General features: G+C 71.7%; 25 protein-coding genes and 2 pseudogenes. 11 read left to right on the plus strand and 16 right to left on the minus strand.

All coding sequences use genetic code 11. The annotated features are described in order from the left end of the window. Nucleotides 1–90: 90 nt before the first annotated feature. Genes OIE12_RS11555 through OIE12_RS11565 form a run of 3 tightly spaced genes read left to right on the plus strand, consistent with a single transcriptional unit; the run spans nt 91 to nt 3,235 of the window. Entirely contained in the window at nt 91–1,242 is a 1,152-nt protein-coding gene (locus OIE12_RS11555) for a Gfo/Idh/MocA family protein (protein ID WP_329134426.1), read from the plus strand. Then, nucleotides 1,239–2,393, plus strand: a complete 1,155-nt coding sequence (locus tag OIE12_RS11560) for a dihydrodipicolinate synthase family protein (protein WP_329134427.1) — start codon at nt 1,239–1,241, stop codon at nt 2,391–2,393. Before OIE12_RS11555 ends, OIE12_RS11560 begins: the two co-directional genes overlap by 4 nt. Before the next feature lie 44 nt (nt 2,394–2,437). After that, the gene (locus tag OIE12_RS11565; RefSeq protein WP_329141865.1) at nt 2,438–3,235 is read left to right on the plus strand and encodes a sugar phosphate isomerase/epimerase family protein; all 798 of its coding nucleotides are present in this window, start codon (nt 2,438–2,440) and stop codon (nt 3,233–3,235) included. Nucleotides 3,236–3,298: 63 nt separating this feature from the next. Here OIE12_RS11565 and OIE12_RS11570 read toward each other — a convergent pair whose 3' ends face one another. Further along, nucleotides 3,299–4,732 carry an alkaline phosphatase family protein gene (locus OIE12_RS11570; RefSeq protein WP_329134429.1) on the minus strand — a complete coding sequence of 478 codons (1,434 nt, stop codon included), beginning with the start codon at nt 4,730–4,732 and terminating at the stop codon, nt 3,299–3,301. 489 nt (nt 4,733–5,221) lie between these two features. Here OIE12_RS11570 and OIE12_RS11575 point away from each other — a divergent pair, with 489 nt between their 5' ends. Beyond that, on the plus strand, nt 5,222–7,066 hold the full coding sequence (locus tag OIE12_RS11575; protein WP_329134431.1) for a glycoside hydrolase family 3 protein: 1,845 nt from the start codon (nt 5,222–5,224) through the stop codon (nt 7,064–7,066). A 31-nt stretch (nt 7,067–7,097) separates the two neighbouring features. On the opposite strand, the gene OIE12_RS11580 is transcribed toward OIE12_RS11575, so the two are convergent. After that, the gene (locus tag OIE12_RS11580; protein WP_329134433.1) at nt 7,098–8,561 is read right to left on the minus strand and encodes a S28 family serine protease; all 1,464 of its coding nucleotides are present in this window, start codon (nt 8,559–8,561) and stop codon (nt 7,098–7,100) included. A 151-nt stretch (nt 8,562–8,712) separates the two neighbouring features. On the opposite strand from OIE12_RS11580, the pseudogene OIE12_RS11585 reads away from it, so the two are divergent. Then, a pseudogene (locus tag OIE12_RS11585) lies at nt 8,713–8,838 on the plus strand (winged helix-turn-helix transcriptional regulator); the annotation flags it as partial. Here OIE12_RS11585 and OIE12_RS33480 read toward each other — a convergent pair. From OIE12_RS33480 to OIE12_RS11610, 6 genes and pseudogenes are all read right to left on the minus strand, one after another. Then, nucleotides 8,835–8,933: pseudogene (locus OIE12_RS33480) on the minus strand (winged helix-turn-helix transcriptional regulator); the annotation flags it as partial. The pseudogenes OIE12_RS11585 and OIE12_RS33480 sit on opposite strands and share 4 nt — an antisense overlap. Nucleotides 8,934–8,963: 30 nt before the next feature. Continuing rightward, nucleotides 8,964–9,347, minus strand: coding sequence for a hypothetical protein (locus OIE12_RS11590; protein ID WP_329134435.1), 384 nt, complete (start codon nt 9,345–9,347; stop codon nt 8,964–8,966). 175 nt (nt 9,348–9,522) lie between these two features. After that, on the minus strand, nt 9,523–13,257 hold the full coding sequence (locus OIE12_RS11595) for an ABC transporter ATP-binding protein (protein WP_329134437.1): 3,735 nt from the start codon (nt 13,255–13,257) through the stop codon (nt 9,523–9,525). A 154-nt stretch (nt 13,258–13,411) separates the two neighbouring features. Beyond that, nucleotides 13,412–13,717: a helix-turn-helix domain-containing protein gene (locus OIE12_RS11600; protein ID WP_329134439.1), complete on the minus strand. Its 306-nt coding sequence runs from the start codon at nt 13,715–13,717 to the stop codon at nt 13,412–13,414. After that, entirely contained in the window at nt 13,714–14,112 is a 399-nt protein-coding gene (locus tag OIE12_RS11605) for a type II toxin-antitoxin system RelE/ParE family toxin (protein ID WP_329134441.1), read from the minus strand. Before OIE12_RS11605 ends, OIE12_RS11600 begins: the two co-directional genes overlap by 4 nt. Before the next feature lie 97 nt (nt 14,113–14,209). Continuing rightward, the gene (locus tag OIE12_RS11610) at nt 14,210–15,256 is read right to left on the minus strand and encodes an esterase-like activity of phytase family protein (protein ID WP_329134443.1); all 1,047 of its coding nucleotides are present in this window, start codon (nt 15,254–15,256) and stop codon (nt 14,210–14,212) included. A 106-nt stretch (nt 15,257–15,362) separates the two neighbouring features. Between OIE12_RS11610 and OIE12_RS11615 the strand changes: the two genes are divergently transcribed. Continuing rightward, nucleotides 15,363–15,980 (plus strand): DUF6000 family protein, encoded by a 618-nt coding sequence (locus tag OIE12_RS11615; RefSeq protein WP_443054036.1) that lies wholly within the window; start codon nt 15,363–15,365, stop codon nt 15,978–15,980. An 8-nt stretch (nt 15,981–15,988) separates the two neighbouring features. On the opposite strand, the gene OIE12_RS11620 is transcribed toward OIE12_RS11615, so the two are convergent. Together OIE12_RS11620 and OIE12_RS11625 are read right to left on the minus strand one after the other, a co-directional pair. Further along, nucleotides 15,989–17,050 carry a hypothetical protein gene (locus OIE12_RS11620; protein WP_329134447.1) on the minus strand — a complete coding sequence of 354 codons (1,062 nt, stop codon included), beginning with the start codon at nt 17,048–17,050 and terminating at the stop codon, nt 15,989–15,991. Between the two features lie 122 nt (nt 17,051–17,172). Beyond that, on the minus strand, nt 17,173–18,336 hold the full coding sequence (locus OIE12_RS11625; protein WP_329134450.1) for an epoxide hydrolase family protein: 1,164 nt from the start codon (nt 18,334–18,336) through the stop codon (nt 17,173–17,175). A gap of 122 nt (nt 18,337–18,458) precedes the next feature. Between OIE12_RS11625 and OIE12_RS11630 the strand changes: the two genes are divergently transcribed. Beyond that, nucleotides 18,459–19,010: a TetR/AcrR family transcriptional regulator gene (locus OIE12_RS11630; protein WP_329134452.1), complete on the plus strand. Its 552-nt coding sequence runs from the start codon at nt 18,459–18,461 to the stop codon at nt 19,008–19,010. Here OIE12_RS11630 and OIE12_RS11635 read toward each other — a convergent pair. After that, a complete protein-coding gene (locus OIE12_RS11635; RefSeq protein ID WP_329134454.1) occupies nt 18,965–19,312 on the minus strand; it encodes a hypothetical protein in 348 nt (115 codons plus the stop codon). The genes OIE12_RS11630 and OIE12_RS11635 overlap by 46 nt on opposite strands. After that, a complete protein-coding gene (locus OIE12_RS11640; RefSeq protein WP_329134456.1) occupies nt 19,309–19,572 on the minus strand; it encodes a hypothetical protein in 264 nt (87 codons plus the stop codon). The genes OIE12_RS11635 and OIE12_RS11640 overlap by 4 nt, the downstream gene beginning before the upstream one ends. Nucleotides 19,573–19,742: 170 nt before the next feature. Between OIE12_RS11640 and OIE12_RS11645 the strand changes: the two genes are divergently transcribed. After that, nucleotides 19,743–20,537: a helix-turn-helix domain-containing protein gene (locus tag OIE12_RS11645; protein ID WP_329141867.1), complete on the plus strand. Its 795-nt coding sequence runs from the start codon at nt 19,743–19,745 to the stop codon at nt 20,535–20,537. Continuing rightward, nucleotides 20,530–20,766 (plus strand): DUF397 domain-containing protein, encoded by a 237-nt coding sequence (locus tag OIE12_RS11650; protein WP_329134458.1) that lies wholly within the window; start codon nt 20,530–20,532, stop codon nt 20,764–20,766. The genes OIE12_RS11645 and OIE12_RS11650 overlap by 8 nt, the downstream gene beginning before the upstream one ends. On the opposite strand, the gene OIE12_RS11655 is transcribed toward OIE12_RS11650, so the two are convergent. Next, a complete protein-coding gene (locus tag OIE12_RS11655; RefSeq protein ID WP_329134461.1) occupies nt 20,723–21,286 on the minus strand; it encodes a dihydrofolate reductase family protein in 564 nt (187 codons plus the stop codon). The genes OIE12_RS11650 and OIE12_RS11655 overlap by 44 nt on opposite strands. A 153-nt stretch (nt 21,287–21,439) precedes the next feature. Here OIE12_RS11655 and OIE12_RS11660 point away from each other — a divergent pair, with 153 nt between their 5' ends. Both OIE12_RS11660 and OIE12_RS11665 read left to right on the plus strand, forming a co-directional pair. Beyond that, the gene (locus OIE12_RS11660; protein WP_443053799.1) at nt 21,440–23,719 is read left to right on the plus strand and encodes a glycosyltransferase family 39 protein; all 2,280 of its coding nucleotides are present in this window, start codon (nt 21,440–21,442) and stop codon (nt 23,717–23,719) included. Nucleotides 23,720–23,912: 193 nt separating this feature from the next. Further along, entirely contained in the window at nt 23,913–24,719 is an 807-nt protein-coding gene (locus OIE12_RS11665; protein WP_329134463.1) for an endonuclease I family protein, read from the plus strand. Between the two features lie 125 nt (nt 24,720–24,844). Here the strand turns inward: OIE12_RS11665 and OIE12_RS11670 are convergent, their stop codons facing one another. From OIE12_RS11670 to speB, 3 genes are all read right to left on the minus strand, one after another. Then, nucleotides 24,845–25,267 (minus strand): PIN domain nuclease, encoded by a 423-nt coding sequence (locus tag OIE12_RS11670; protein ID WP_329134465.1) that lies wholly within the window; start codon nt 25,265–25,267, stop codon nt 24,845–24,847. Beyond that, nucleotides 25,264–25,473: a type II toxin-antitoxin system VapB family antitoxin gene (locus OIE12_RS11675; protein ID WP_329134467.1), complete on the minus strand. Its 210-nt coding sequence runs from the start codon at nt 25,471–25,473 to the stop codon at nt 25,264–25,266. Before OIE12_RS11675 ends, OIE12_RS11670 begins: the two co-directional genes overlap by 4 nt. 106 nt (nt 25,474–25,579) lie before the next feature. Beyond that, nucleotides 25,580–26,560 carry an agmatinase gene (gene speB / locus OIE12_RS11680; RefSeq protein ID WP_329134469.1) on the minus strand — a complete coding sequence of 327 codons (981 nt, stop codon included), beginning with the start codon at nt 26,558–26,560 and terminating at the stop codon, nt 25,580–25,582. Nucleotides 26,561–26,643 lie beyond the last annotated feature (83 nt).

Consider the following 26,643-nt stretch of genomic DNA (forward strand, 5'->3'; position numbering starts at 1 on the left):
CTGAGGCTAGCGTCTCCCGTGATAGAAAGCGCTTGCTGTCACGCTCACCTGTGGGCGTACGCGGCGCCGGACGCGTACGGAGGGAATGACGTGACACGCAAGACGGTGCGGATCGCCATGAACGGCGTCACTGGACGCATGGGCCACCGACAGCACCTCGTCCGCTCCCTGCTGGCGCTGAGCGCGCAGGGCGGCCTCGATCTCGGCGACGGCACCGTGCTGTGGCCGGAGCCCGTCCTCGTCGGGCGCCGGGAGCACGCACTGCGCGCGCTGGCCGAGCGGCACGGCCTGGAGCACTACTCGACCGACCTCGACGCGGTCCTCGCCGACGACTCGGTCGAGATCTACTTCGACGCCCAGGTCACCTCCGCCCGCGAGGAGGCGCTGAAGAAGGCGATCGCCGCGGGCAAGCACCTCTACACCGAGAAGCCCACCGCCACCGGCCTGGCCGGCGCCCTGGAGCTGGCCCGTCTCGCGCACGCGGCCGGCGTCAAGCACGGGGTCGTGCAGGACAAGCTGTTCCTGCCCGGGCTGCGGAAGCTGAAGCGGCTGATCGACGGCGGCTTCTTCGGCCGGATCCTGTCCGTGCGCGGCGAGTTCGGCTACTGGGTGTTCGAGGGCGACTGGCAGGAGGCCCAGCGCCCCTCGTGGAACTACCGCGCACAGGACGGCGGCGGCATCGTCGTCGACATGTTCCCGCACTGGGAGTACGTGCTGCACGAACTGTTCGGCCGCGTCACCTCCGTCCAGGCGCTGACCGCCACGCACGTCCCGCAGCGCTGGGACGAGAACGGCAAGCCCTACGACGCCACCGCCGACGACGCCGCGTACGGCATCTTCGAACTCGACGGCGGGGCGATCGCGCAGATCAACTCCTCCTGGGCGGTCCGCGTCAACCGCGACGAGTTGGTCGAGTTCCAGGTCGACGGGACGGAGGGCTCGGCCGTGGCGGGCCTGCGCAACTGCCGTGCGCAGCACCGCTCCGCGACCCCCAAGCCGGTCTGGAACCCGGACGTCCCGGCCACCGAGGTCTTCCGCGACCAGTGGCAGGAGGTCCCGGACAACGGCGAGTTCGACAACGGCTTCAAGGCCCAGTGGGAGCTGTTCCTCAAGCACGTCTACGCCGACGCCCCCTACCACTGGGACCTGCTGGCCGGCGCCCGCGGCGTCCAGCTCGCCGAGCTGGGGCTGAAGTCCTCGGCCGAGGGCCGCCGCATCGAGGTCCCGGAGATCGCGCTGTGAGCATCCGACTCCCCGCCGCCGACGGCACGTCGCGGACCTACGAGCCCCGCCGCGAGCCGCTCGCCGTCACCGCCGGCACGCCCTTCACCTCCCGTACGGTCTTCTCGGCGGCGCACGTCGTCGCCGATCCGTACGCCGACGTGACCCCCGACTCCCCCGCCGCCGTCGACTGGGACGCCACCCTCGCCTTCCGCCGCCATCTGTGGGCGCACGGCCTCGGGGTTGCCGAGGCGATGGACACCGCGCAGCGCGGCATGGGCCTGGACTGGGCCGGTGCCGCCGAGCTGATCCGCCGCAGCGCCGCCGAGGCACGGGCGGTGGGCGGCCGCATCGCCTGCGGGGTCGGCACCGACCAGCTCACCACCGCCGGTTCCCTGCCCGCGATCCGGGCGGCGTACGAGGAGCAGCTCGCGCTCGTCGAGGAGTCGGGCGCACAGGCGATCCTGATGGCCTCGCGCGCGCTCGCCGCCACCGCGAAGGGGCCCGAGGACTACCTGGAGGTCTACGGCCACCTGCTGCGCCAGGCCGCCGAGCCGGTGATCCTGCACTGGCTCGGCCCCATGTTCGACCCCGCCCTGGAGGGCTACTGGGGCTCCGCCGACCTGGACACGGCCACCGGCACCTTCCTGGAGGTCATCGCCGCCCACCCGGACAAGGTCGACGGCATCAAGGTCTCGCTGCTCGACGCCGGGCGCGAGGTCGATCTGCGCCAGCGCCTGCCGGACGGGGTGCGCTGCTACACCGGCGACGACTTCCACTACCCCGAGCTGATCGCGGGCGACGCACAGGGCTTTAGCCACGCCCTGCTCGGCATCTTCGACCCGCTGGGCCCGCTGGCGGCACAGGCGGTACGGGTGCTGGACACCGGGGACGCGGCGGGCTTCCGCGCCCTGCTCGACCCGACCGTGGCCCTCTCCCGCCACCTCTTCCGGGCGCCCACCCGCTTCTACAAGACGGGCGTGGTGTTCCTGGCCTGGCTGGCCGGGCACCAGAGCCACTTCGCGATGGTCGGCGGTCTTCAGTCGGCCCGTTCCCTGCCGCATCTCGCCCGCGCCTACGAACTGGCCGACGGTCTGGGCCTGTTCCCCGACCCGAAGCTGGCGGAGGAGCGGATGCGAACCCTGCTCGCGCTCTACGGAGTGAACCAGTGACGGATCCCGACCCCACGCGTCTCACGCGCTTCAGCATCAACCAGATGACCGTCAAGCAGCTATCCCTGCCGGAACTCGCCGACGCCTGCGTTGAGTTGGGCGTGCCCGGGGTCGGCCTGTGGCGGGAGCCGGTGCAGGCCTACGGCGTCGACGCGGCCGCCAAGCTGGTGCGGGGGGCCGGGCTGTCGGTGACGACGCTGTGCCGCGGCGGCTTCCTCACCGCCGTCGAGCCGGCCGCGCGGGCGGCCGCGCTGGCCGACAACCGGCGGGCGGTCGACGAGGCCGCCGCGCTCGGCACCGACACGCTGGTGCTGGTGTCCGGCGGGCTCCCCGCCGGTTCGAAGGATCTGCGCGGGGCGCGGGAGCGGATCGCCGACGCGCTCGGCGAGCTGGCCCCGTACGCCGCCGAGCGGGGCGTACGGCTCGCGATCGAGCCGCTGCACCCGATGTTCGCCGCCGACCGGTGCGTGGTGTCCACGCTGGCGCAGGCCCTGGACCTGGCGGAACGCTTCCCGGCCGACCAGGTGGGCGTCACCCTGGACACGTACCACCTGTGGTGGGACGACGCGGCCCCGGCGGGGATCGCCCGTGCGGGGGCGGCGGGCCGCATCCACACCTTCCAGCTCGCCGACTGGACCGTGCCGCTGCCCGAGGGCGTCCTCAACGGGCGCGGGCAGCTCGGCGACGGGGCGGTCGACCTGCGGGAGTGGAAGGGGTACGTGGAGGCGGCCGGGTACACCGGGCCGATCGAGGTCGAGCTGTTCAACGAGGACCTGTGGGCGCGGGACGGCCGCGCGGTCCTCGCCGAGACGGCGGCGCGGTTCGTGGCGCACGCGTTGTGAGCCACACACCGCCCGCTCCGGCACCGGGGCCGTACGACCGGAACCGTACGGCCCCGGTGTCGCTCATACGTGCGGGCGACGGCCCCGCTCCTGGGGCGGGTAGGACTGGTCGGCGCCCGGGAGCGTCGGCTCCGGCAGCGTCGCCACCTCCTCCTTCGCCTTCTCCAACTGCTCGGCGGTGTCGTCGGGCAGCCGGGGCACGTGCCGGTGGGCGGAGTGGAAGCGGAACGCGGAGGTGAGGTCGCCGAAGGTGTCCCGGCGCCAGTCGCTGATGTTCGGCTCCGCCACCCCGGTGAACCGCTCCAGGAACTGGAGCGCGGAGGTGTGGTCGAACGCCTCGGAGGAGACCCAGCCGCCCACCGTCCAGGGCGAGATGACGATGGCCGGCACCCGGAAGCCGCCGCCGATGGGCAGTCCCTGCACGAACTCGTCCTTCGTGCCCTCGGGCGGGACGGGCGGCGGCACGTGGTCGAACAGGCCATCGTTCTCGTCGTAGTTGAGGATGAACGCCGTCTTGCGCCACACCTTCGGGTTGGACGCGATCGCCTCGATCTTGGAGGCGACGAAGTCGGCGCCCGCGGCGGGCAGATAGTCCGGGTGCTCGGACTGGTAGCTGGTCGGGATGATCCAGGAGACGGCCGGGAGGCGGTCGCCCCGGGCGTCGTCCTCGAAGGTGCCCGCGGGCTGCGGCCGCATGCCGCGCTCGTAGAGGTCGGAGCCGGGTTCGGCGTTCTTGAACGTGGCGAACTGCTCCAGCATGTTGCAGCCGTAGTCGTCGTCCTCCTGGTACACCTTCCAGCTCACCCCGGCCGCCTGGAGCCGTTCGGCGTACGTCGTCCAGCGGTACGGCATCGGCGCCTTGTTGGTGAGGACCGGGCCGCCCTGTGTGCCGCCGGGGTCGATGGTGCCGGTCATCCAGTACAGGCGGTTGGGCCAGGTGGGGCCGAAGACCGAGCAGAAGTAGTTGTCGCAGACGGTGAACGTCTCGGCGAGGGCGAACTGGAAGGGGATGTCCTCGCGCGTGTAGTAGCCCATCACGTACGGGCCGTTGACGCCGTCGGCCTTGCGGTGGGCCGGGAGCCACCGGTCCATCTTGCCGCCGTTCCAGGCGTCGTGCTGCACGGACCAGGCGTGGCTGGTGGAGGGGATGGCCTGGGCGCTGGAGGAGTGGGTGTCGAGGTGGAACGGGAGCAGATAGCCGCGCGGGTTCTGGGCGTCGGGCTGGAAGAAGACGGAGCGGCCGGTGTCCAGCTTGAGGGCGTGCGGGTCGTGGAAGCCGCGGACGCCGCTCAGGGTGCCGAAGTAGTGGTCGAAGGACCGGTTCTCCTGCATCAGCATGACGACGTGCTCGATGTCGCGGAGGGAGCCGTGCTTCGGGGGGCCGGCGGCGACGGCCTTCTGGACGCTCGGGGGGAGAAGGGTGAGGGCGGTGGCGCCGCCCAGGGTGGCGGCGGCGGAGCCGAGGAGTCTGCGGCGGGTGAGCGGCGGGGGTGTCATGCGGTGCCCTTTCTTGTCGTCGGGGCGGTGCGGGGGGTGCCGGGGCGTGGGTGGTACGGGGCCTGCCCCGCCGTTCACTGTGCGCTTGGGGTGGGATTGTTGTCAGGGGCATGTGGTGAACTTGGCGTCAACGTTCGGTTGTGCGGGTGGGGGTTTTGCGCGGTTTTCGGCCCCCGCCGCCCCTACCCTTCCCGTCCTCCCTTCAAGGGGCTGCGCCCCTTTGACCCCCTCGGCGCCTTCCAGCTCGGGGGGTTCTGTGCGTTTGCGGGTGGGGGCTTGATTGGGTTGCTCGCGCCCCGCGGCGGAGCCGCGAATGAACACAGCCCCGCGCCCCTTGCGGCCGCGCCCCTTGCGGGGCGCGGCCCTGGCGGGGCGCGGCCCTCCCCTCTGCTCTGCGAGGTCTCTTGACTGGAAGTTAGTTTCCGGTTATTCGTGGCTGCACGGAAGTTTCCTTCAGTGATGTTCGTCGGTTCGTCGGAAGGGGCGCGTGTGCGTGACATCGAGGGTGAGGGTGGTGAGCCCGGCGAGGCTCCCGCGCGGCGGACCGTGCTCGCCGCCACCGCGGGGCTGACCGCCACGCTCGGGCTCGGGGCGCTCGGCAGTGGGCGGGCCCACGCCGACGTTCCGCACGACGACCGGCTGCGGGCCCTGATCGCCCGGATGAGCCTGGAGGAGAAGGTCGGCCAGCTGTTCGTCTCGCGGGTCTACGGCCACTCGGCCACCGCACCCGACCAGGCCGACATCGACGCCAACCTCGAGGAACTGGGCGTCCGCACCGCCGCCGAACTGGTGGAGAAGTACCACGTCGGCGGCGTCATCTACTTCACCTGGGCGCACAACACCCGCGACCCGCACCAGATCGCCGCCCTCTCCAACGGCATCCAGAAGGCGTCCCTCGCCCGGCCGAACGGCCTGCCGGTGCTCATCGGCACCGACCAGGAGCACGGCATCGTCGCCCGCGTGGGCAAGCCCGCCACCCTCTTCCCCGGCGCCATGGCCCTCGGCGCCGGCGGCTCCCGCGCCGACGCCCGTACGCTCGGCCGGATCTCCGGCACCGAGCTGCACGCGCTCGGCATCCGCCAGGACTACTCCCCCGTCGCCGACGTGAACGTCAACCCCGCCAACCCGGTCATCGGCGTACGGTCCTTCGGCGCCGATCCGGACGCGGTGGCCGGGATGGTCGCCGCCGAGGTGAAGGGGTACCAGCAGGCCGGGGTCGCGGCCACCGCCAAGCACTTCCCGGGGCACGGCGACACCGCCGTCGACAGCCACACCGGCTTCCCCGTCATCACCCACAGCCGTGAGCGGTGGGAGGCGCTGGACGCCGTGCCGTTCCGCGCGGCGATCCGGGCCGGCATCGACGCCATCATGACCGCCCATCTGATGGTCCCGGCGCTCGACGACTCCGGCGACCCCGCCACCCTCTCCCGCCCCATCCTCACCGGCATCCTGCGCGGAGAGCTCGGCTACGACGGCGTGGTGGTGACCGACTCCCTCGGCATGGAGGGCGTACGGACCAAGTACGGCGACGACCGCGTCCCCGTCCTCGCGCTCAGGGCCGGCGTCGACCAGCTCCTCAACCCGCCCTCCCTCGACGTCGCCTTCCACGCCGTCCTCGACGCCGTGCACGAGGGTGAGCTGACCGAGGAACGGCTCGAGGAATCGATCCTGCGGATCCTCCGGCTCAAGGCGAAGCTGGGCCTGCTCGCCGAGCCGTACGTCACCCGGCGGGGCGTGGACCGGGCGGTGGGGACGGAGTCCCATCTGCACACCGCCGACCGCATCGCGGAGCGGACGACCACGCTCCTGGTCAACGAGCACCGCCTGCTCCCGCTGTCCCGCCGCACCCACCGCCGGGTGCTGGTCGTCGGCGCGGACCCGGCCTCGCCGTCCGGCACCGACGGTCCGCCCACCGCCGTCCTCGCCGGCGCCCTGGCCGAACTCGGCTTCTCCGCGGCCGCGTTGTCCACGGGTACGGCGCCCTCCGCCGCGACGATCGCCAAGGCCGTGGCGGCGGCCGACGGCATGGACGCGGTCGTCGTCACGACGTACAACGTGACGGCGGACAGCGCCCAGGCGTCGCTGGTACGGCAACTCGCCGCCACCGGGGTGCCGGTGGTCGCCGTCGCCGTCCGCAACCCGTACGACGTCGCCCACCTCCCAAAGGCCGACGCCGTCCTGGCCACGTACGCCTGGACGGACGTCGAACTCCGCGCGGCGGCCCGCGTCCTGACGGGCCACGTCCGCCCGAGGGGCCACCTACCGGTGGCGGTCCAACGGGCGGACGACCCGGAGAAGGTGCTGTACCCGATCGGATACGGCCTGGGGTACTGAGGGGGCGCCCCCGGGGAAGGGGGGCGACGGCCTACGGCCGAAGCCCCCGCTCCACCCCCCGTCGATCCAGCCTCGCGTCGAACGACGCCAACGGCTTCGCCGGCACCTCGCCGCTCTTCACTCCCGCCGGAGCGACCCCCGCCCAGCTCAGGATCCGCGCCGTCGCCAGCTCCTTCTGCGCGGCCGGCAGCCCGGCCACGTTCGCGCCGTGGTTCATCCCCGGCGCCGTGAACACGTACGAGTCCTTCGCCCCCGCGCCGACCCGGAACCGCTCCGCGCCCCACGGGTCGTTCTGCCCGTACACGAAGAGCATGTGCCGTGCGTGGTGGCGGACCCACCCGTCCACGTCCCGCATCGCACCCCGCTCGAACCGCATCGGGATCGAGCGCGGGACGAAGTTCCGCGGCGGCTGGTAGCCGTACCGGATCAGGCTCTTCTCGATGTACGGGAAGTGGATCGTGGGCGCCCCGAGCTGCGTGCCCGCCTGGTAGTAGTACGGCGTGTACTGCTCCAGGCCCTGGTCGGTGTAGGCGGAGAAGCCGGAGATCGTGTCGACGGAGGTCCAGATCGCCTCGTCGGTCGCGGACTTCGCGTCGGCCGGGATCGTGGCGCAGTCCGAGACCAGGCTGTACTGCCAGAAGCCCCAGACGTAGTCGAGGACGACCGCCTCGTACGCGCGGTCGAGGCTGCCGATCGTGGTGAAGGTGTAGCCGTTGTCGGCGGCGTAGTCCGCGTACTTCTTCTCCAGCGCGGTGCGCCGCACCAGCGCCTCGCGCTGCACGCCCTCCAGCCGTGCGCGGCAGTCGGCGGTGCCGACGGAGGTGAAGAAGCGGTCGTACGCGGAGTCCTCGTCGTTGACGACGTCGTTGGGGGCGACGTACGCGACGACGCCGTCCATGTCGCGCGGGTAGAACCGCTCGTAGTACGTGGCGGTCATGCCGCCCTTCGAACCGCCCGTGGATATCCACCGCTCGGTGTAGATCCGCTTCAGCGCCTTGAAGATGCGGTGCTGGTCGCCGGCCGCCTGCCAGATGTCCAGCTTGGACCAGTCCGCGGGTGCGGGCCGCGACGGGGTGAAGTAGCGGTACTCCATGGAGACCTGGTTGCCGTCCACGATCTGGGTCGGCTCGCGGCGGCTGGGGGTGGTGGAGACGTTGTAGCCGCCGGTGTAGAAGACCGTCGGGCGGGAGACGTCCTTGTGCAGCACGGTGATCCGCTGCTGGAACGTGCCCCTGGACGGGTGCCGGTGGTCGACCGGCTGGGTGTAGTTGAGCACGAAGAAGCGGTAACCGGTGTACGGCTTCTCCTCGATCAGGCTCATGCCGGGAATGGCGAGCAGCCGGTCCTTGATGTCGGTGCTGTCCGCCCGGCCGGTGGTCCCGGCCCGGTCACTGGTGCTGCCGGCGGCCGGTTGGGCGGCGGTGGCCGTGCCCGCCGTGCCCAGCGTGCCGATCAGCACGGTGAGCGCCAGCAGCCATCTGAGCGCCTTGCGCATGCATCCTCCTGGGAGTGCAGATGTCCGCCGGAACCTAGCGGAGCAACTTACGCTCCGCCAGGGGTCGTTCGACAGGCATCTCGTCCTCCGGCCCGGCCAGGAACGGGCGCAGCACGGTGAGCAGGGCGTGCGGGCGGTGCAGCGGGACGATGTGGCCGCAGCCCTCGATGACGTGGCCGGTGAGGTCGTCGGCGACCGGGCGGCTCCGGGCGAGCTGCGCTTCGCGGTGCTGCGGCGCCGGATCCCGGGCATCTCGCAGAAGATGCTGTCCACGACCGACAACCCGAGCCCCGTGAGCCGGTAGTGCACGGCCGGCGGCACGGTCGGCTCCACGCGCCGCGCGACGAGCCCGTCACGGACCAGGCTCTGCAATCGGTAAGGATGGGCCCGGCGCCGACGGGGTCAGCAGAGGATCCAGCCCGAGCTGACCGAGGACGAGTCCACCCTGCCTCTGATCCATACGCAGCGGTGGCCGACGTGTACGGAGAGCGGGCCCGCGTGGTACGTGAAGCGGCCCTTGTCGACGACCGGGCGGCTGCCGCGGGCCTGGATGCTCACCGACATCGTCTTCTTGCCGCGCTTCTTCTTCGGGTAGGTCAGGGCGCAGAGGTAGTTGCCGCTGCGGAAGATCTGTACCGAGCCGGTGTGGAAGGGGAGGGTGCGGATTCTGTGGCCGGGGCAGAGGGGGGCGGCGGCGGTTGCGGGGGTCGCCAGGGCGAGGAGGCCGGTTGTGGTCGCGGCGGCCATGGCGAGTGCGGCGGTTCGGCGTATTGCGCCGCGGGTCACGGGGGTGTCCTTTCGAGGGGTGGGGCGGGGTGGGTTCGTACGGGTGTACGGACGCGTGGGGTGGGTGGGTGGTTGCGCATGGGGGGCTCCGCCCCTTGGACCCCGGGGTGCGTTGTCGGCTGACCCGCCGGTGGGGGCTGGTCGCGCAGTTCCCCGCGCCCCTTACGGGCGGCCCCTAACGGGGCGCCCCCACCGGTTCGCCCACGAACGTGCGCCAGAGTTGGGCGTAGCGGCCGTTCGCTGCCAGTAGGGAGTCGTGGGTGCCGTCTTCCACCACTCGGCCCTGGTCCATGACCACGACCCTGTCCGCGCGGGCCGCCGTGGTGAGGCGGTGGGCCACGACCAGGGTGGTGCGGCGGCCGGCGAGGCGGTCGGTGGCCTGGTTGACCTGGGCCTCCGTGGCCAGGTCGAGCGCGGCGGTGGCCTCGTCGAGGAGGAGGACGTCGGGGTCGACCAGCTCCGCGCGCGCCAGCGCGATCAGCTGGCGCTGTCCCGCGGACAGGTTGCGGCCGCGTTCGGCGACCGTGTGCAGATAGCCGCCCTCCAGCGTCGCGATCATCTCGTGCGCGCCGACCGCCCGTGCCGCCGCCTCCACCTCCGCGTCGGTGGCGTCGGGGCGGCCGTAGGCGATGGCGTCCCGGATCGTGCCGGGGAAGAGGTACGCCTCCTGCGGGACGACGCCGAGCCGGTGCCGGTAGGCGGTGAGGTCCAGCTCGCGTACGTCGGTGCCGTCGGCCAGGACCCGGCCGCGGGTCGGGTCGTAGAACCGGGCGACCAGCTTGACCAGCGTCGACTTGCCCGCGCCGGTCTCGCCGACGAAGGCGACGGTCTGGCCGGCGGGGATGGTGAGGGAGATGCCGGCGAGGGCCTCCTCCTCGTCGCCGTAGGAGAAGTGGACGTCCTTGAAGACGATCTCGCCGCGCAGCCGCCCCACCTCGGCCGGGGTCCCGGCGCTCTTCGTGGAGGTCGGCTCGCGGAGCAGTTCCTGGATGCGGCCGAGCGAGACCGTGGCCTGCTGATAGCCGTCGAAGACCTGGGAGAGCTGCTGCACGGGGGCGAAGAAGAGGTCGATGTAGAGCAGGTACGCCACCAGCGCGCCGGTGGTGAGGGTGCCCGCGCCGATCCGGTGGGCGCCGACGATCAGGACGGCCGCGGCGGCCACGGAGGACAGCAGCTGGACGAAGGGGAAGTAGATGGAGATCAGCCACTGGCCGCGGATGCGGGCCTGGCGGTAGCTGAGGCTGCCGGCGGCGAAGTGCGCGCGGCCGTCGCGCTCGCGGCCGAACGCCTGCACGATCCGCAGCCCGGACACCGACTCCTGGAGGTCGGCGTTGACGGCCGAGATGCGCTCGCGCGCCAGTTCGTACGCCTTCACGCTGGCCCGGCGGAAGAAGACCGTGCCGATGATCAGCGGCGGCAGGGTCGCGAAGACGACCAGGGCGAGCTGGAGGTCGAGGACGAGCAGGGCGACCATGATGCCGAGGAAGGTGACGACCGAGACGAACGCCGTGACCAGGCCGGTCTGGAGGAAGGAGGAGAGGGCGTCGACGTCCGTCGTCATCCTCGTCATGATGCGGCCGGTCAGTTCGCGCTCGTAGTAGTCGAGGCCGAGCCGCTGGAGCTGGGCGAAGATCTTCAGGCGCAGTGCGTAGAGGACGCGTTCGCCGGTGCGGCCGGTCATCCGGGTCTCGGCGACCTGCGCCGACCACTGTGCGGCGACGGCGAGCAGCGCGAGCGTGGCGGCGGCCCAGACGGCGCCGAGGGCGAGCTTGTTGACGCCCTGGTCGATGCCGTGCCGGATCAGGATGGGCAGCAGCAGGCCCATCCCGGCGTCGACGGCGACCAGCGCGAGGCTGATCAGCAGCGGCTTGCCGAAGCCGCGCAGCAGGCGGCGCAGCCCGTAGGACTCCTCGGGCCGTACGGCGGCCGCCTCGTCGACGTGCGGGGTGTCCGTGGCCGGGGGCAGCGCGTCGACCTGGGCGAGGAGTTCGGGGGTGGCGGGCATGCCGGACAGCGCGGTGTCCTTGGGCTCGCGGTCGCCGGTCCACAGCCGGGGGGTGAGGCCGCGCTCGGCGTCGAACTCGGCGTCCAGTTCGGCCCTGACGGAGGTGTCCTCGTCCTGGGGCGCGGTGGGCGGGGTGTGGCCCGGGGAGACGCCGCCGAGTTCGTCGGGGTCGGTGAGCAGCCTGCGGTAGAGGGGGCTGCGGGCCTGGAGTTCCTCGTGGGTGCCGAGGTCGGCGAGGCGGCCGTCGTCGAGGACGGCGATGCGGTCGGCGAGGCCCAGGGTGGAGCGGCGGTGCGCGACGAGCAGCGTGGTGCGGCCGCGCATGACCTCCCTGAGCGCCTCGTGGATCTCGTGTTCGACGCGGGCGTCGACGGCGGAGGTGGCGTCGTCCAGGACGAGCAGGCGGGGGTCGGCGAGGATCGCGCGGGCCAGGGCGACGCGCTGGCGCTGGCCGCCGGAGAGGGTCAGTCCGTGCTCGCCGACCTTGGTGTCGTAGCCGCCGGGCAGCTCGGCGATGAAGCGGTCGGCCTGGGCGGCGCGGGCGGCGGTCTCGATCTGCTCCTGGGTGGCGTCGGGGCGGCCGTAGGCGATGTTGGCGCGGACGGTGTCGGAGAAGAGGAACGAGTCCTCGGGGACCAGGCCGATGGCGGCGCGCAGCGACTCGAAGGTCAGTTCGCGCACGTCGTGGCCGCCGACGAGGACGGCGCCGTGGGTGACGTCGTAGAAGCGCGGCAGGAGGAGGGAGACGGTGGACTTGCCGGAGCCGGAGGAGCCGACGACGGCGAGGGTCTCGCCGGGGCGGATCTCGAAGCTGAGGCCCTGGAGGACGGGGCGGCCGTCCTCGTAGCCGAAGGAGACGTCGTCGAACTCGACGGTGGCGGGGGCGTCGGCGGGAAGTTCCTTGGTGCCTTCCCGGATCGACGGCTCGGTGTCGATCAGCTCCAGGACGCGTTCGGCGCCGGCCCGGGCCTGCTGGCCGACGGTGAGGACGACGGCGAGCATGCGGACGGGGCCGACGAGCTGGGCGAGGTAGGCGGAGAAGGCGACGAAGGTGCCGAGCGTGATGTGTCCGCGCACGGCCAGCCAGCCGCCGAGCGCGAGCATCGCGACCTGACCGAGCGCGGGCACGGCCTGGAGGGCGGGGGTGTACCGGGCGTTCATGCGGATGGTGCGCAGCCGCCCCGCGAACAGCCGCCGGCCGACCTCCCGCAGCTTGCCGGTCTCCTGGTCCTCCTGCCCGAACCCCTTCACCACGCGGACGCCGCTGACGGCGCCGTCCACCACCCCGGCGACGGCGGCGGCCTGCGCCTGCGCGTACCAGGTGGCGGGGTGCAGCCGGGAGCGGCTGCGCTTGGCGATGAACCAGACGGCGGGGGCGACGGCGAGCGCGACGAGGGTGAGCGGCAGGGACAGCCACGCCATGATCACCAGGGAGATGACGAAGAGCAGGACGTTCCCGATGGTCATCGGGAGCATGAAGAGCAGCCCCTGGATGAGCTGGAGGTCGCTGGTGGCGCGGCCGACGACCTGCCCGGTGGACAGCTCGTCCTGGCGGCGGCCGTCGAGCCGGGTGATCGTGTCGTACATCCCGGTGCGCAGGTCGTGCTGCACGTCGAGGGCGAGCCGGCCGCCGTAGTAGCGGCGGACGTAGGTGAGTCCGTAGACGAGGACGGCGGCGCCGACCAGGGCGCCCGCCCAGGGGCCCATGGAGCGGCTGTGGTCGCCGATCACGTCGTCGATGATCACCTTGGTGATCAGCGGGACGAGGGCGAGCAGCCCCATGCCGGCGAGGGAGGACCCGAGCGCGAGGACGACGTCCTTCGGGTACCGCCACGCATACCCGCCGAGCCGCCGGGCCCAGCCGCGCCCCGCCCCTCCCTGCTGCTGCCCCTGCTGCGCTGCCACGCGGCCGCCCTCCGTCGCTCCTGCCGGCCCGTCCGGCCCTGCTCGTCCGGAAGACACCAACATCGGTGACGTGGCATTTCATCCCGCCGCAACAATCCCGGGGCCAATGGCGGAGGGGGGTGGGGCGGAGGTCCTAGGTCACGGCTTCACAGCTTCACAGCTTTACGGAGAGGTTCCCCACGGTGGCGGTTATGGTCAGCTCGCCGCCGATCGCGTGCAGGTACGCGGCCATCGTCGAGGTGTCCAGACGGGCGAGACCCCGCTCGATCTGGCTGATCCGCCCCTGAGTGACGCCCATGACCTTGGCGACCTGCGTCTGAGTGAAACCCTGAGCCTTGCGGAGAGCGGCCAGTTCGTGCCCCCGCTCGGCGTCGACCATCTCCGCCTTGAGGACGTCGATGCGCTCGCGCTTCTCCGGGGTGATGTCGGCCGTCAGGTCGGCCATGGTACCGAGTTTCATCTGCCCTGCCCTTCCTTCTTCTCCTGCTCCAGCGCCTTGAGGTAGGCCGTGTACTTGTCGTCGGCTTCCTTGACCGCCTTGGGATACCAGGCTGCCCACTGCCGCCCCGCTGCCTTGTTACCCGCCACGAGAAAGATGGCCCGCCGCTCGGGGTCGAAGACGAAGAGCATCCGGATACTCACCGTCCCGCCATTGCGTGGACGCAACTCCCGCATGTTCCGGTAACGGCTCCTCTCGATCGCGCCGACCGTCGGGCGGCGGAGCGCCGGCCCCACTTCCTGGAGCCGTTCCAGAGCGGCTATCACGTGGAGATGGCTGTCCGGGTCTTCTTTTGCGAGTGTCTTGATCCAGTCCAGCACGTCTTCAAAGAAGCGCAGCTCATAGGGTTCGGCCACACCAGAAAATTAGCATGAACTAATACTCCGGACAACCGAACTCCGCCACACCGATGCCTTTCGCCTGTCGCCGGTACACGGACCCGCCCGCGAGTGATCAGGCCCCTCCCTGCCGCGGCAGCCGCACCGTGAGCCGGTAGAAGCGGGTGGTCTGCGCGGTGTTCTGGTTGTCGTCGCTGACGAGGAGGACGTTCAGGCGGCCGGTGTGGTGGTCGTGGCCGGTGACGGCCATGCCCTCGATGTTGTCGAGGAGGGGGTTGGGCTGGGGCTGCTTGGCGGTGGCGCCGAGGGTGGGGCAGTCGACGAGGTCGGCGAGCGGGGTCTTCTTGGCGAGCCGTACGGACTTGTGTCCGGTGAGGTTCTCGATGCCGCTGGTGTCGGTCGCGTGCCGGAGATCGGCGAGGTGGAGGCGGATGGTGTTGCCGACGCCGGAGGTGAAGCCGCGCTCCAGGACGAGGAGGCGGCCGTCGGGGGTGGCGGTGATCTCCGGGACGCCGAGCCCGTCGTCGGCGCGGTAGGCGTACTGGGCGCCGAGCCGCCATTGCGTACCGTGCCGCCGCCAGGTCTGCAGGCGGACGATCCCGGCGCTGTCACCGCTGAGCGCGTACTCCATGGAGGCGACGAGGGTACGGCCGTCGGGCAGCAGGGTGAGCCCCTCGAAGGTGCCGTTGGCGGTGGCCCGCCCGGCCGGGGCGACCTGGAGGGAGGCCGGCACGGGCAGCCGCCCGAGCAGGCGCCCGTCCCGGGAGTACCGCCGGACGGACGGCTCGGTCTCGGAGGTGACGAGCCGGGTGCCGTCCCGGTCGACGACGACGCCCTCGGAGTCGAGCGCGCCCCCGCTCTCGTCGGCGAGCGCGACGACGCCCTTGGGCCGCAGGGTCTTCGCGTCCAGCCGGAAGAGGGAGGACCGGTCGGAGAGCGCGACGAGCGCCCCGTCCCGGTCCCGCGCGAGGGCGGAGAGGTTCCCGACGTAGGTGCCGTCGTACGACGTCTTGTCGAGCACGTCGGAGAACCCGGCGAGCGAGACGGCGGACGAACAGGCGTTCCCGTACGAGGAATGGGCGACGGCGGGCCCGGCGGCCGTGAGACAGGCGGCGGTCGCGAGACAGACGGAGGCAGCGGCAAACACGCTTTTCAGACGCATGCGGATCACGGTAGGACGGCCGGATGACGTACGGGAGACCGCCGCGTGCACGGTCCCTTGCGGGGATGGCCTCGCGGCGCGTCGGCGGGGCAGGATGAGCGCTGTGATGCGCAACGTCCGCGAGGATGCCGAACTGCTGGTCCTGGCCCGTCGTTACGTCATGCCCGGGCGGCGGTACATGAAGCTCGGTGGGGGTCTGCTGCGCATGGAGGAGGCCGCGTACGGCCGGTTCGTACGGGAGCTCGGTGAGGACGCGGGGGTCGTCACCGACGGCGAGATCGGCACCCTCCTGGAGGGTGGATGGCGGGAGCGGAGGACCGCGGCGTGGCTCGTGGCCGTCTCCCGGCGGACCGGGTTCCGGGAACGCCTGGGGGAACTGCTGCTGGCCAGTGAAGTCCCCTGCGCCGGTCTGGCCTACTGCGTGGCACTGGCCGGCTTCGGCACGCCCCGCGACGCCGATCTGCTGGCCGACTACCTCGACCGGTACCTCCGCCGCCCCGATCTCGGCTACGACCAGACCGTGGTCATGGGCGCTCTCCTCTTCGTCGACCTCAACCTGGGCAGCGACCGGGCCGCCCGGTTCCTGCGCCCGGGCGGCCTGTGGGAGCAGTGGCACCACGACGCGCCCCACATGCGACAGCGCGGCACCACGCACCCCGCCACCTATCTGAGCCTCGTACGCCGGCTCTGCGCCGTCGTCGACGAGTGCGCCGAGGCGGGCTGACGGCGCCGTCACGCTCCGGTCGGCGGACCCGGCGGCGGGGGCAGGGGCGGTTCCGTCTGTTTCAGGCGGCCGTAGACCGCGTCGAAGGTGAAGCCGGAGACGAAGCCGACCGTCAGGACGAAGAAGAGGAGGCGGCGGGCGCCCTCGCCGGTCAGGATGTCGGGGGAGGCGGCCAGTTGGGCCGAGACGAAGAGCAGGAACGCGACGGCGCCCGCCGACATGCCGAGCGCCGCCGTGCGCGCCCAGTGCTCCCCGCGGTCGAAGGCGTTGCGGGTGATGGCACCGGAGGTGCCGGTGGCCAGCGCGCCGACGATCAGCCCGGTGAGGTTGACGGCGGCGCTCGCGTCCAGCGCGTAGGTCAGCGGGATCATGCCAAGGCCGAGGCAGAGCAGGAGCAGCCCCACCGTGATGCCGAACGCGCTGCGCCAGGCCGCGCGGCGGACGGCGCGGGCGTCCTGGCGGCGCCGCTCGTCCTTGCGCTCCCGCTGCGCGGCCAGTATCCGCACCAGCCGGGCCGCCGTGTCCCGCCCCCACTCCGCGCCCATCGCCGACACCTCGTCCGGCGTGGGGTGCCGCTCGACCCTGTTCATCACGTCCCACACCCTGCGGCCGGCCCCGCCGAAGCACGCCGCCGCGTAGACGGGGATGCCGAAGGCGAGGCAGACCATGCCGGTGATCAGCGTCGAGCGGCCGCCGCCGATCAGCACGACACCGTGCACCTCGGCGAGCGAACGGTAGTAGCCGCTCTCCCACTCCTCCCCCGACTCGTGCCGTACGTCGTACAGTTCGGGCCGCTCGTCGAGAAGCGGGAAGTCCGTGTCGACGTTCCCGTACGGCGGCCGGACGTGGATGGACCCGGGCGCGGGTTCGCCGTGGGCGAGGTAGCCGGTGATGACCCAGTCCTCCACGAACTGCGCCTCGCTGGAGTAGACGACGAGATCGCACCCGGCCTCGGCGAGCGCCGCGCCGATCTCCCCGCACGCCCCCTCGACCCGGTCCCCGGACACCAGCGGCGGCTCGTACACCCGCACCGGATCCGCGCTCCCCACCACGGCGATCAACGGCCTCAACCCGTAACCCCCCGACCACGTTGAGCAACTCCCGCCCCACGCAGGCTACTTATCCACCCCGCCCCCTCCCTCAAACGGCCCGGGCCGATCCCCTCGGCAGTCCACCACCGGCCTCCCACCGGTCAGGACGTCCGCCGCCCCCGCAGCGGGCGGAAGAATGCGCGGATCTCCTCGGCGAGAGGTTCCGGCGCCTCCATGACACCGAGGTGCCCGCCCCGCGGCATGGTCGCCCACCGCGTCACGTCGAAGACCCGCTCGACCCAACTGCGCGGCGGCATCACGTCCTTGGGGAACGACGCCACCCCCATGGGAGGCCGGACGCGGGCCCCGGGCCCGAAGTGGTTCGGGCGCAGGGCGTTCTCGCGGTAGAACCGCATGGAGGAGCCGATGGTGCCGGTGAACCAGTAGATCGAGATGTTGGTGAGGAGGGCGTCCATGGTGAAGGCGCGCTCCACGTCGCCGTCGCAGTCGCTCCAGCCGCGCGTCTTCTCGACGATCCACGCCGCCAGACCCGCCGGCGAGTCGGTCAGCGCGTACGCGGGGGTCTGCGGCTTCGTCGACTGGAGGCGGTGGTAGCCGCCCTCCGCCTCGAACCATGCCGCGGCCCTCTCGTGGAACGCCCTCTCCTCCGCCGACAGGGGCGGTTGCCCCTCGCCCAGCGGGGGCCGGTAGAAGCCGGGGACGAACGTCACGTGCAGCCCGGACACCCGTTCGGGGAAGCGGGAGGCGAGCCACATGGAAACGGCGGCGCCCCAGTCGGAGGACTGGGTGCCGAAGCGCGGGTAGCCGAGCCCCGTCATCAGCCGCGTCCACATCCCCGACACGCGCTCGGGGCCGGACCCCGGCCGGGTCGGCCGCTCCGAGAACCCGTAGCCCGGCAGCGAGGGCACGACGACGTCGAAGGCGTCGGCCGGGTCTCCGCCGTGGCCGCCGGGATCGGTGAGCAGGGGGATGAGCCCTGCCATGTCGAACCCGGTGCCGGGCCAGCCGTGCGTGAGCACCAGCGGGTGGGGGTCGGGACCCTTTCCGCGTTGGTGGATCAAGTGGATGCCGACCCCGTCCAGTTCCGCGACGAACTGCGGAAACGCGTTCAGCCGGGCCTCCTGCGCCCGCCAGTCGAAGTCGGTCCGCCAGTACTCCGTCAGGCGTTGGAGGAAGGTGAGGTCGGTTCCGTCGGCCCAGTCCATGTCCGGCAGGGAGTCGGGCCAGCGGGTGTGGCGCAGTCGGCAGTGCAGGTCGTCCAGCCGGTCGTCGTCGATGGAGATGGTGAAGGGCGTCTTGCGCATGGGATTCTCCGCCTCCGCTAGACTTTCGGACTATGAGTCCAGAACAACGTAACACCGTTTCGGACCGTCAGTCCAAAATTTCCGGCGGACGCCTGGGACGCCCGCCGGCGTCCCGCGACGGCGTGCTCGCCGCCGCGGACGCGCTGTTCGCGGCCGACGCGACGGCTCAGCCCGTGTCGATGGACGCCATCGCGGCGGCGGCCGGCGTCGGCAAGGGCACGCTGTTCCGGGCGTTCGGTGACCGCGACGGCCTCCTCGACGCGCTGGCCGCCGCGAAGTTCCAGCCGCTCCGCACGGCCGTGGAGTCCGGCCCGGAACCTCTCGGGCCGGGCACTCCGGCGCCCGACCGGATCGTCGCGTTCCTGGACGCGGTGCTCACCTTCAAGCTGGAGAACCGCAACCTCATGCGCGCCCGCGAGGTGGCCGCACCCGGGAATCTGCGGTCGGAGCGCTACCGCTGGATGCACGCGCTCCTGCGGGGGCTGATCCGGGAGGCCGCGCCCGCACGCAGCGAGAGTGACGCCGGGTACGCCGCGCACGCGCTGCTCGCGGTGCTGCACATCGACCTCGTCGACGAGTTGCTCGACACGGGGCGTTCCGTCGCGGACATCCGCCGCGCGCAGGCGGCTCAGGCGCGCGCGGTCGTCGGCGGAGCGCCACCCCGTTCCGAGTGAGGGTCGACCGTACCGAGCGACCCGAGCCGGTCCCCTCGACTCTCGGCGACGCGGTGCACGTCGCGGAGGGACTCGCACATGCGGGCGAGCAGGTAGCGGAGCTGGACGGACGTCGCTGCGCGGTCGCCCAACAGCTCATCGGCGTGCCGGAGCAGTCCGACGGCCATGGAGAGCTGCACGGCTTCGACGGCGTCGGCGGCACGGGAGAGCGGCCCGTCGCCGTCCGTGATCAGGTAGCAGGGCTTGCCGTCCTCCCCGGCCCACGGCAGCAGCCGCGCCTCGCCGGTTCCGGCGGCCCTCATCGCCGGGCTCCCGTCGCGAGCTCGGCCGCACGGCTTGCCGCGAGCTCGGCGGCGTACTGCGCGCGCCACAGCTCCCGTCGCCGTTCCAGCGCGCGGCGGCGGGCCTCGGGGCAAAGGCCGTCGGCGAAGCAGCAGGGGCGGGCGGGCCGTTCGGCCACGCCGGGTGCCACTGCCGGTTCCGGCACGGAGCGGTGCCGCCCCTCCAGGGGAAACAGCGAACGCAGCAACGGCTCGACGAGCCGGGCGATACGGTGACGCACGTCGTCAACTCCTTGGCACCCATGAGGATTGATGGCCATGCCCCCGGACCGGTCGCGCGGTCGCGGGGGTCTCGCTTTCTGTAGCGATCCGCTCACAGAGTGGAGCGGACGGAGCTAGGCTCGCCAGGGGTTGAGACGTGACGAATGATCTGTCACACGAGGAGGCCCGGTTGGGCAGCATCTACGGCGACTGGCTCAAACAGCAGCGCGAGCAGGCAGGGCTGACGCAGCAGCAGTTGGCGGACGCGGCGGTGATGACGCGTTCGCACATCGCCCACATCGAGGCGGGCCGACGGACGCCGTCCAAGGAGGACGCCCGCCGGTTGGACAGGGTGCTGAACACGGGAAACGTGCTCAGCAGCTTCCTCCCACCGGAGGAGGCGGCGGTCGCCGACTACTTCGAGTCGGCCCGCCTGCTCGAACAACAGGCGGTGGTGATCCGGGAGTTCGCCCTGTCGTTCGTCCCCGGCATCCTCCAGACGGAAAGGTACGCACGTGCGGTCCTGAGCACGTCGTTCCCTCCGGTGGGTGAGGAGGAGTGTGACAGGCTCGTCGTCACACGGCTCGCACGGGCCAAGCTCCTGGACACTCCCGTCACACCCGTCGTGTGGGCCCTGTTGGACGAGGCGGTACTGCGGCGCACGATCGGCGGCCCCGACGTCATGGCCGAACAGATCACGCACCTCGTCCGCCTGGTCGAGGCCCATCGCATCCGCCTCCACGTGCTTCCGTTGGCGGCGGGCTTTCACCCTCTGCTCGAAGGCATGGTGACGCTGATGTGGTTCGAGGACCAACCGCCGCTCGCCTACAGCGAAGGACTCCTGATGGGGAAGTTGCACGACGCCCCATCCGTAGTCCAGCAACTGCAGCATCGATACGATCTCGCCCTGAGTGATGCACTGCCGCTGAAGGACTCACTGGCGCTGCTCAGAACGACGGCGAAGGAGTACGGACACCATGGCTGACAACACGAGCATCCCGAGCCCCTCCATACGCGGCGGCTGGCGCAAATCCTCCTACAGCAACAGCGAGGGCGGCAGCTGCCTGGAGGTGCTGGACGGGCACCCCGCCGGGATCCCCGTCCGCGACTCGAAGCTTGCGGACAGCCCCGTACTGCTCTTCTCGCGGACCAGTTGGACCTCGTTCCTCGCTACCGCGACACGCGGTACCGGAGGTACACGACCCCGCAACTGAACGTACGACTCTCGACGAGGTCGAGGTCCACCCGGCGTTCGTCCCGGGGGAAGAGCGGCGTGCCGCCGCCGACCAGTACCGGGTAGACCCTGATCCGGTACTCGTCGATCAGGCCCAGCGCCGCCGCCTCGGCGGCGAGCGTCGCGCCGCCGATCGCGAGGTCGCCCTCCCCGGGTTCGGCCCGCAGCCGCTCGATCTCCTCCGCCAGGCCGCCGGAGGCCAGGCGGGCGTTGCCCCGGACCTCCGTCAACGTGGTGGAGAACACCACCTTGGGGAGTGCGTTCCAGATCGCGGCGAACTCCCGCTCCAGGTCGTTGAGTTCGGGCTTTCGGTCCGCGTCCTCCCAGTACCGCATCGTCTCGTACAGCCGCCGCCCCAGCAGATGGACGTCGAGCCCGCGCACCTCGTCGGTGGCGAGGCGGAAGACCTCCTCATCGGGCACGGACCAGTCGAAGCGGCCGTCCGGCCCGACGATGTAGCCGTCGAGCGAGACGCTCATGGAACAGGTCACGCTGCGCATCAGAAATCCTCCTCGGTTCCGGGTACGCACTTACGACCGCGAAACGCTGCACAACTCATCGCACCGTTCGCCGGGCCGGTGGCGCCACGGATTCACAGACTGCCGCAAGCCACGGCACAGCCCGCGCCCAACCCCGCCCGGCACCGTGCAGTGGTGACATCTGCCACCGATTCACTCTCCGATGCCCCCGGTCGCCGTCCCGCGGCCCCCGTACCGCCGGGCGGCGAACCGCCCCAAGTCGCCGCGCCGCGCTGGTCGTTGCCCGCGCTGCTCGCGATCCTCGCGCTCGCCGGTGTGCTGTACGCGTGGAACCTGTCGTCCTCCGGGCTGAACAGTTTCTACAGCGCGGCCGTGCTCAGCGGGACGAAGAGCTGGGAGGCGTGGTTCTTCGGCTCGCTCGACGCGGGGAACTTCATCACCGTCGACAAGCCGCCCCTCGCCCTGATGGTGATGGGGCTGTCGTGCCGCGTGTTCGGCTTCGGCACGTGGCAGATGATGGCGCCGATGATCGTGGCCGCGCTCGCCACGATCTGGATCCTGCACTCCTCCGTGAAGCGGGTCTTCGGGCACGGGGCCGCTGCCGTGGCGGCGCTCGTCCTCGCGCTCACGCCGATCACCGTCGCCATCAACCGGGACAACAACCCCGACACCCTGCTCGTGCTGCTGATGGTGTCCGCCGCCGCGCTCGGGCTGCGCGCCACGCGCGAGGGCCGGCTGCTGCCGCTGCTCGGCTCGGCGGTCTGCTTCGGGCTCGCCTTCAACACCAAGATGCTCCAGGGGTACATCGCCCTGCCCGCCGTCTTCGCCGTGTATCTGTACGCCTCCCGGCTGGGCTGGGCCAAGCGACTGCGCAACCTGCTGCTCGCGGCCGTCGCGCTCGCCGTGGCCTCGTTCTGGTGGGCGACGGCCGTCTCCCTCGTACCGGCGGACCAGCGGCCGTACATCGGCGGGTCGACGGACGGCACGGCCTGGGACCTGATCCTCGGCTACAACGGCCTCGGCCGCGTCCTCGGCGGCGAGGGCAACGGCGGGGGCGGCGGGGGCGGAGGCGGCGGCTTCTCCGGGAGCGCGGGCCTCGGCCGGATGTTCAACGACGTCCTCGGCGGCCAGATCTCCTGGCTGCTCCCCTTCGCGGGCATCGCGCTCGTCGGCGCACTGGTGCTGCGCGGCCGGGCGCCGCGCACGGACCCGACGCGCGCCGCGCTGGTGCTGTGGGGCGGCTGGACGCTGCTGCACTACCTGACGTTCAGCATGGCCGAGGGCACGATGCACCCGTACTACACCACCGCGCTCGCGCCCGGCATCGCGGCGCTGTGCGGGGGCGGCGGGGCGCTGCTGCTGCGGGCGTTCCGGGCGGACCGGCGGTGGGCGTGGGTGCTGCCGCTCGCGCTGGCGGTCACCGGGGTGTGGGCGATCGTGCTGCTGCGCCGGGCCGACGGCTGGAACACGTGGCTGTGGCCGGTGGTCGGGGTGCTGATGGCGCTCGCGGTCGTCGGACTGCTCCTCTTCCGCTCCGGCACGCGCGTACGGCTGCTGGGCGCGTCCGTCGCGGCGGCATTGCTCGCCTCGCTCGCCGGCCCGGCGGCGTACGCGGCCTCGGTGCCGTCGGGTTCCGGCGGCGGCATGGGCGGGACGAACCCGACGGCGGGTCCGTCCACGGGCGGCGGCATGGGCGGCGGCCCGGGCGGGGGCGGCGGCCAGGGCGGCTTCCCGGGCGCGGGCGACGCGGAGGCGGGCGGCGAGGCGCCGGGCGGTACGGGGCAGGGCAGCGGCGAGGCTCAGGGCGGGGGCTTCCCCGGCGGAGGCATGCCGAGCGGGATGCCGAGCGGCGCCCCCGGCGGCTCGGGCGCCAACGGCCAGGCGCCGGGCAACGGCCAGGCCTCCGGCGACGGCGAGATGCCGGGCGGCGGCACGCCACCGAACGGCACTGGCGAAGCCGGTGACCCCGGCGCGAGCGGCGGCAGCGGAGCCCGCGGCGGCATGGGCGGCGGCCCCGGCGGCGGCGACGTCAGCACCGAGCTGATCGCCTACCTGAAGAAGCACCGCGACGGCGCCACCTGGCTGCTCGCCGTCTCCAGCTCCTCCAGCGCGGGACAGCTGATCGTCAGCACCGGCCAGCCGGTGATCTCCATGTTCGGCTTCACCGGCACGGACAAGGCGATGACCGTGGCCAAGCTCAAGGAACTGGTGAAGAAGGGCGAACTGCACTACATCCAACTCGGCGGCGGCATGGGCGGCGGCCCCGGCGGCAACAACGACGTGAGCTCCGCGCTCACCACGTGGGTCCAGAAGCACGGCACGGCGGTGAAGGAGAGCGCGTACAGCAAGACGGACACGTCGACGACGAAGTCGAACTCGTCGGCATCGGAGTCGAATTCATCGAACGCCAACCAGTCGACCCTCTACCGCCTGGACGCATCCGACCTCGACTGACGCCCACCCGGCACCCCAACGGCCCCCGCCCCTCCGGTCGGGGGCCGTTCCCGTGCCCCGATTCGCGGCGAAACGGAGGAGATCGTCGCCTCCGGTCATCGAATTGGCACGTCCGGTTCATTTACAGGTTCCCATGTCCATGTCACGCTCCCGTCTGCCGCCTCCTTTCAACCCGCGTAGACAGGAGCCCCCCATGTCGGCGACACACCCCCGTCGGAAGACGAAGACGGTGGCCTGGGCCACCGCGGCCCTCCTGGTCGGCCTCACCGCCCCGGCGCTGACCGCCACCCCGGCCTCCGCCACGACGACCGACTACGACTCGACGTACTACAAGAACGCCGTCGGCAAGTCCGGCACGAGCCTCAAGTCGGCCCTCCACACGATCATCAGCAGCCAGACCAAGATCTCGTACTCCGCCGTCTGGAACGCGCTGAAGGTCACCGACCAGGACCCGAACAACAGCAACAACGTGATCCTGCTGTACAGCGGCGTCTCGCGCAGCAAGTCCCTCAACGGCGGGGACGTCGGCGACTGGAACCGCGAGCACACCTGGGCCAAGTCCCACGGCGACTTCGGCGAGGTGACGGGCCCCGGCACCGATCTGCACCACCTGCGCCCCGCCGACGTCCAGGTCAACAGCATCCGCGGCAACCTGGACTTCGACAACGGCGGCAGCACTGTCACCAACGGCGGCGGCAGCCGCGTGGACTCCGACTCCTTCGAGCCGCGCGACGCGGACAAGGGCGACGTCGCCCGCATGATCCTCTACATGGCCGTGCGCTACGAGGGCGACGACGGGTTCGCCGACCTGGAGCCCAACGAGAAGGTCAACAACGGCAGCAACCCGTACATGGGCAAGCTCGCCGTCCTCAAGGCATGGAACGAGCAGGACCCGCCGAGCTCCTTCGAGGAGAACCGCAACGACGTCATCTACGACACCTACCAGCACAACCGCAACCCGTTCATCGACCACCCGGAGTGGGTCGAGTCCATCTGGTAGGCACTGCCGCCGCCGGAGCCCCGGCGCGCCAGTGGGCGGATCGACTCCGGCTCCGGCTCCGGCGCTGCGCCTGCGCCTGCGCCTGCGCCTGCGCCTGCGCGAGGGGACCGGACCGGGGCGTCACCTCACAACGTCCCGGCCCGGGCCACCCACCGCGTCGGCTGCCCCGTGGCCTCGGCCACCGTCTCGAAGTCGCCGTCGTAATGCAGCACGGTCAGCCCCGACAACTCGGCCGTGGCCGCCACAAGCAGGTCGACGGCACCGGCGCTGCGATGTCCGCCGGACTCCGTCAGCCTGCGTTGCACGGCACGTGCCCGCTGGTAGACGCCGTCCGGCATGGGCACCCAGTTGAAGAGTTCCGCGAACAGCTCTTCCTTGGCCAGGCGGTCCATCAGGGAGCGCGCGGAGTAGAGCATCTCCAGTTCGGTGACGTCGCACAGCGCCACCACGCCCTCGGCCAGGTGGTCGTTCCACTGCTCTCGCACCTGCTTGCCCGTCAGGATGCGCACCGCGGCAGACGTGTCGATGAGGTACTTCGCCGAGCTCATCGGCGGTAGTTCTCCTTGTCCAGCAACAGGTCGAAGTCGCCCCGCTCGCCCATCGCCGCGAGCTCCTCGAGCGCCTTGAGTCTCCGCCGGCGCTTGGCGACCTCCAGCAGGGCCGCGTTGACCGTGTCCTTCTTCGTGCGGGTGCCCAGTATTTCGGCGGCCTCGTTCAGGGCTTCGTCATCGACTTCCACGTAGAGATTCGACACGACATATCCTCCCTATGGCTGGCACATATGAAGGATATCGGTCAGGGAGGCGGAGAGGTGCCTCCGGACCCGGCACTCATCCCTCCGAGTGACCCGGCCGTTGGGTTCACCGCCCGTCGGCGTCCCCCCGCTCCCCCGCGATCCCCCGCGTCATCAGTGTCGTCAGTTCGTACGCCGTGTGGGACGCGGCGACCGACGTGATCTCGGCGTGGTCGTACGCGGGGGCGACCTCGACGACGTCCGCGGAGACCAGGTTGCAGGGGGCCAGACCGCGCAGGATCTCCAGGAGTTCGCGGGAGGTCATGCCGCCCGCCTCCGGGGTGCCGGTGCCCGGGGCGTGGGCGGGGTCGAGGCAGTCGATGTCGATGGAGACGTAGAGGGGACGGTCGCCGATGCGCTGCCTGAGCTGGTCGGCGACCTCGTCCGCGCCGCGCCGGTAGACGTCCGCCGACGTGACGATGCCGAAGCCCATCTTCTCGTCGTCGGTGAGGTCCTGCTTGCCGTAGAGCGGGCCGCGCGTGCCGACGTGGGAGAGGGCGGAGGTGTCGAGGATGCCCTCCTCGACGGCCCGCCGGAACGGGGTGCCGTGGGTGTACGCGGCGCCGAAGTACGTGTCCCACGTGTCCAGGTGGGCGTCGAAGTGGAGCAGCGCGACCGGGCCGTGCTTCTTGGCCACCGAGCGCAGCAGCGGGAGCGCGACGGTGTGGTCGCCGCCGAGGGTCATCAGGCGGGCGCCGGTGCCGAGCAGGTCGTCGGCGGCCGCCTCGATCGTCTCGACGGCCTCGTTGATGTTGAACGGGTTGACGGCGATGTCACCGGCGTCCGCGACCTGCGCGAGGGCGAACGGGGAGGCGTCCTGCGCCGGGTTGTAGGGGCGCAGCAGCCGGGACGCCTCGCGGATCGCGTTGCCGCCGAAGCGGGCGCCGGGCCGGTAGGAGACGCCGGAGTCGAACGGCACGCCCACGACGGCGACGTCGGCGCGTCCGCCGACCTCGTCGAGCCGGGGCAGCCGGGCGAAGGTCGCCGGGCCCGCGTACCGGGGGACGCGGGAGGAGTCGACGGGGCCGCGGGGCGTCTCGCTGCTCATGGGGTGCTGCCTCTTTCTGCGTGCGGTGAGCTGCCCGGACGGACGGGTGTTCGGGGTGCCGAGACGGCCGCCGGCCGGGGCGC

Source organism: Streptomyces sp. NBC_00670 (genome assembly GCF_036226765.1).
In the GTDB taxonomy this organism is placed as follows: Bacteria; Actinomycetota; Actinomycetes; order Streptomycetales; family Streptomycetaceae; genus Streptomyces.